This is a genomic window from Nocardia farcinica (genome assembly GCF_029867845.1).
Lineage (GTDB): Bacteria > Actinomycetota > Actinomycetes > Mycobacteriales > Mycobacteriaceae > Nocardia > Nocardia farcinica_A.
Map to the genome: position 1 here is coordinate 1 of NZ_JARWRU010000464.1, position 4210 is coordinate 4210.

General features: G+C 72.3%; 5 protein-coding genes. 3 read left to right on the forward strand and 2 right to left on the reverse strand.

What is annotated here, in order from left to right:
* Positions 1–647 (forward strand): hypothetical protein (locus QH283_RS10005; RefSeq protein ID WP_280502736.1); only part of this gene is annotated, 647 nt, incomplete at its 5' end.
* On the forward strand, positions 644–1180 hold the full coding sequence (locus QH283_RS10010; protein ID WP_280502737.1) for a twin-arginine translocation pathway signal: 537 nt from the start codon (positions 644–646) through the stop codon (positions 1178–1180). The genes QH283_RS10005 and QH283_RS10010, both read left to right, overlap by 4 nt.
* Before the next feature lie 53 nt (positions 1181–1233).
* Here QH283_RS10010 and QH283_RS10015 read toward each other — a convergent pair whose 3' ends face one another.
* Positions 1234–2067: an SDR family oxidoreductase gene (locus tag QH283_RS10015; protein ID WP_280502738.1), complete on the reverse strand. Its 834-nt coding sequence runs from the start codon at positions 2065–2067 to the stop codon at positions 1234–1236.
* Positions 2068–2161: 94 nt separating this feature from the next.
* Positions 2162–2920 carry an NUDIX hydrolase gene (locus tag QH283_RS10020; protein ID WP_280502739.1) on the reverse strand — a complete coding sequence of 253 codons (759 nt, stop codon included), beginning with the start codon at positions 2918–2920 and terminating at the stop codon, positions 2162–2164.
* A 259-nt stretch (positions 2921–3179) separates the two neighbouring features.
* Between QH283_RS10020 and QH283_RS10025 the strand changes: the two genes are divergently transcribed.
* Complete coding sequence (locus QH283_RS10025; protein ID WP_280502740.1) at positions 3180–4127, forward strand: alpha/beta hydrolase; 948 nt, start codon at positions 3180–3182, stop codon at positions 4125–4127.
* Positions 4128–4210: the final 83 nt, after the last annotated feature.

Below are 4210 nucleotides of genomic sequence, written 5' to 3' on the forward strand. Positions count from 1 at the left end.
AGCCGGAGGTGGCGACAGAGCCGGGCCCGGCGGGCGAGTCCGCCGAAGCGGAGGCCGAGGACGGCGCGGGGAACGAGACCGCCGCGGCGGGCGAGCCGGACGCGCCGACGGCGGTGGTCGAGGACGCCACGCCCCGGGCGCGGGTGGTGCGCCCCCGGCAGCTGCCGCGCGTGCGGACCCTGGTGGGCGCCGTGGCCGTGACGGTGCTCGCGGTGAGCGCCGCGGCGAGCGGCGTGCTGGTGCACCACCATCGGGAACTGACCCAGGCGAATCAGCGGAAAGCGGAGTTCGTGGAGGCGGCGCGCCAAGGGGTCGTCGCCTTGACCTCGCTGGATTTCAGCAGGGCGGGTCAGGACGTGCAGCGGGTGCTCGACCACTCGACCGGGGCGTTCCGTGACGATTTCGCCGGGCGCGCGGAGGATTTCACCGCGGTCATCGAACAGTCTCAGGTGGCCACGGCGGGGACCGTGCACGCGGCCGCGGTGGAGTCGATGACCGAGGACTCGGCGGTGGTGCTGGTCGCGGCCACCTCCCAGGTCACCAATTCGGCCGGGGCGCGGCAGGAACCGAGGGCGTGGCGGCTGAGCGTGACCGTGACCAGGGAAGGAGACACGATCAAGATGTCGAAAGTGGAGTTCGTGCCATGACCGCCGCGGGTGTCCTCGCAAGGACCGCGCGGCGGGCGGCGGGAATGATGCGCGCCGAACGCGGCCTCGCGCTGCTGGCGTCGCTGTCCGTCGCGGCCGCGGTGCTGGCGGTGACGCTGTGGGCCACCCAGTATCGCGCCGACAGCCGGATCGACGACGCGGCCGCGCGCCGCGCCGCCGAGGCCGCCGCCACCGGCACCGTCGCCCTGCTCTCCTACACCCCCGATACCGTCGACGCGGACCTGACAGCGGCCCGGCAGCACCTCACCGGCGACTTCCTCGCCTACTACAGCCAGTTCACCCAGCAGGTGGTGGCGCCCGCCGCCAAGGAGAAGTCGGTGTCCACCGACGCCGCCGTCGTCCGCTCCGCCGTCGCCGAGATCACCGAAGACAGCGCCGTGGTGCTGGTGTTCATCAACCAGACCACCACCAGCGCCGACGAGCCCGATCCCGCCACCACCGCGAGCAGCGTCCGGGTCACCCTCACCGAAGTCGGTGGCGCCTGGCTCATCTCCCGCTTCGAGCCCGTCTGAACCTCGAGCCCGTCCGAACCTCGAGCCCGACGGAACGTCTAGCCCGTTCGAGCTCAGCCGCCGAGCTGAACCGACCCGCTGCGGACCGCCGCGACGACTCCGCCGTCGACGAGCAGGTCGGTGCCGGTGATGAAGGATGCCTCCGGTCCGAGGAGGAAGGCGACGGCGGCGGCGATGTCGGCCGGTGTGCCGACCCGTCCGGTGCCGGAGCCGGCGATCATGGCCCGCATGTTCGCCCCGGAGTCGCCAGCGAGTTCCTGGCGGCCCATCGGGGTGGAGATGACACCGGGGCTGATGCTGTTGACGCGGGCGCCGCGTGCGCCCCAGGCGAGGCTGGCGGTCTGGACGCGCACCTGATTGCCGCGTTTGGCGAAGGCGTAGGCGACGCCCGCGTCGGGCACGGCGTCCTCCTGGAGGAATGGCAGGTCGAGGAGTTCGGCGGTGGGCGTGCGCGCCAACGCGGTCTCCATCTCGGCGGGCAGCGCCCCCGCGGTCAGGCTGCCCGCCATGCTGGCGATGACCACGCCGGCGCCGCCGGGAGCGATGATCTTGCCGAACTCGTCGAGGACGTGTGCGACCCCGGCCAGGTCGACGCCGAGGATGGCGGCCGCCGAGGCCTGGGTCGGCGACAGGCCGGCGGTGTGCGCCAGCGAGGTGACCGGGCCGAGTTCGGCGGCGCGGGCGGCCAGCGCCGCCACGGCCTCGGCGTCGGAGACGTCGACCTGCTGGGTGTAGACGTCGTAGCCGTCGCCGCGCAGCCGGTCGGCGGCCGCGTGCAGCGCCGTGTCGTCGAAGTCGGCCAACAGCACCGGGCGGCCGGGGCCGAGTCTGCGGGCGATGGCCACACCCATGCCGCCGATGCCGATGACCACGAGAACGTCACTCATGGCGTTCCACTTCCCTTCCGCTCGTACCGTGCTCGATCTTGCTACGTTCCCGGGCGGGCCACCGGCGAATGCGCGCACCGCCCGGCGCGGCGGGCTAACGACGGGTCCACTCCGGCTGGGCGAAGTGCGCGACCCTGGCCTGCTCGGGCGTGGCCTCGAGCAGCACGGCCTCGCGGAACTGCCAGAGCATCGCGCCGGTCGGGGCGTGGATGGTCATCTTCGGGCCCAGGCGCATCTGCAGCAGGTCGGGCCCGTCGGGGAAGTCGTCGCGGCGCAGCCAGTGCGGCACGTCCGGGGCGGCAAGGCGGGTCAGCGACACGTGGTGCACCGAGTGGACCTCGTCCGGGTGCGGGCGCAACCCGTCGGCCGAGGGCATGGTCACCACCACCGGGGTGATGGCGAAGCCGGAGGTGGCGGGGAAGTCGTCGAGCACGCCGAGGATGTCGTCCGGGTCGGCGGGCAGGGCCAGCTCCTCGTGCAGCTCGCGCAGCGCCGCCTGCTCGGCGGTCTCGCCCGTCTCCATGCGGCCGCCCGGCAGTCCCCACTGCCCGGCATTGCGACCGCGATAGGCGCGCTTGATGACCAGCACCGCGAGCGTGCCGTCCGCGGCGGGCAGCACACACAGCACGACCGCCGCCCGCCGCATGCCGGGCGCGTCCGGCACCGCCAGCCGTGGGAAGCGCTCCAGCCGGGCGGCGGCGAGAGCGCGGAAGCCCGCGATGTCGAGCCCGGCGAGCGCGGACGCGCTCGGTCCCTCGTCCGGCGCGGCCGCCTGCCCGGCGCCGCCCCCGGTTTCCGGGGCATCCGGTTCTCCCGGATCGTCCGTATGCCGAGGTCGGGATGCGGTGCTCATCTCTCGATCTTGCCTCGAGAGGCGGGGGCGGGGTGCTCGGTTCGTGTCGAGGGCCGCCCGCGTGTAACAGTTGACCCTCGATCGGGTATGTAGCCGGTCACAGATATCCATAGCGCGCGCCCAGGCGCGGCAAGGCTAGGCAGGTGGTGCATAGATGCGTTCTCGGACGCGGAAATCGGTGATCCGGGCGCAGGCCGGGGTGGGGAGGCGGAAGCGGGTGCTGCGCACCGCGGCGGCCGCACTCACCGCGGCGATGTAGATGTCGGTGTTAGCTGCGACGACCTACGCCGAAACGGCCAAGGCGCCCGCGCTCACGTGCGTGGAGAAGGACGGCCGGACCTGGCATCTGAAGGTCTACTCGGCGGCGATGGACTCCGAGATCACCGTCGACGTACAGCGCCCGGCCGACGAGTCGGTTCCCGCACCGAACCTGTACATGCTCAACGGCCTGGACGGCGGCTACGGCACCGCCAGCTGGAAAGCCGCCACCCACGCGCTGGAGTGGCTGGCCGACAAGCCGGTCAACGTCATCCAGCCGATCGGCGGCCGTGGCAGCTACTACACCGACTGGCAGCAGCCCGACCCGGTGCTCGGCGTGAACAAGTGGAAGACCTTCTTCACCGAGGAACTGCCGCCGCTGCTGGACGCCGAACTCGGCGCCACCGGCCTCAACGCCCTGGCGGGCCTGTCCACCTCCGGCACCTCGGTGCTGCAGCTGGCCGAGGCGAAGCCGGGCCTGTGGAAGTCGGTCGCCGCCTACTCCGGCTGCGCGCAGATCGCCGACCCGATCGGCCAGCAGTTCCTCAAGCTCGCCGTGGAGACCTGGGCGGGCGGTGACACCGAGAACATGTACGGCCCGGCCGACAGCCCGCTGTGGGCCGAGAACGACCCGGTGATCAACGCCGAGAAGCTGCGCGACACCAAGCTCTACATCTCCACCGGCAGCGGCATCCCGGTGCTCGAGGACGTGCAGTACTACCTCGACAGCGCGCCGGGCCCGATGGGCGCGGTCAACCTGAGCCTCGGCGTGATCATCGAGGCCGCGGTCAACGGCTGCACCGCGAACCTGAAGAACAAGCTGGACTCGCTGGACATCCCGGCCACCTACAACTTCCACCCGGTCGGCACCCACTACTGGCCGTACTGGGAAGAGGCGCTGAAGGACTCGTGGCCGCTGCTGGCCGAGGGCATGGGCATCGACGCCTGAGCGGACCCACCGCACGCATCGACGGCGCGTCGCGTCGGCGGGGAGATCCCCGCCGGGCGGCGCGCCGTCGCCGTTGCGGCTCA

Excerpts from the sequence above, each read along its gene's own strand:
- QH283_RS10010 (WP_280502737.1), top strand. The coding sequence starts at position 644 with ATGACCGCCGCGGGTGTCCTCGCAAGGACCGCGCGGCGGGCGGCGGGA.
- QH283_RS10015 (WP_280502738.1), bottom strand. The coding sequence starts at position 2,067 with ATGAGTGACGTTCTCGTGGTCATCGGCATCGGCGGCATGGGTGTGGCC.
- QH283_RS10020 (WP_280502739.1), bottom strand. The coding sequence starts at position 2,920 with ATGAGCACCGCATCCCGACCTCGGCATACGGACGATCCGGGAGAACCG.
- QH283_RS10025 (WP_280502740.1), top strand. The coding sequence starts at position 3,180 with ATGTCGGTGTTAGCTGCGACGACCTACGCCGAAACGGCCAAGGCGCCC.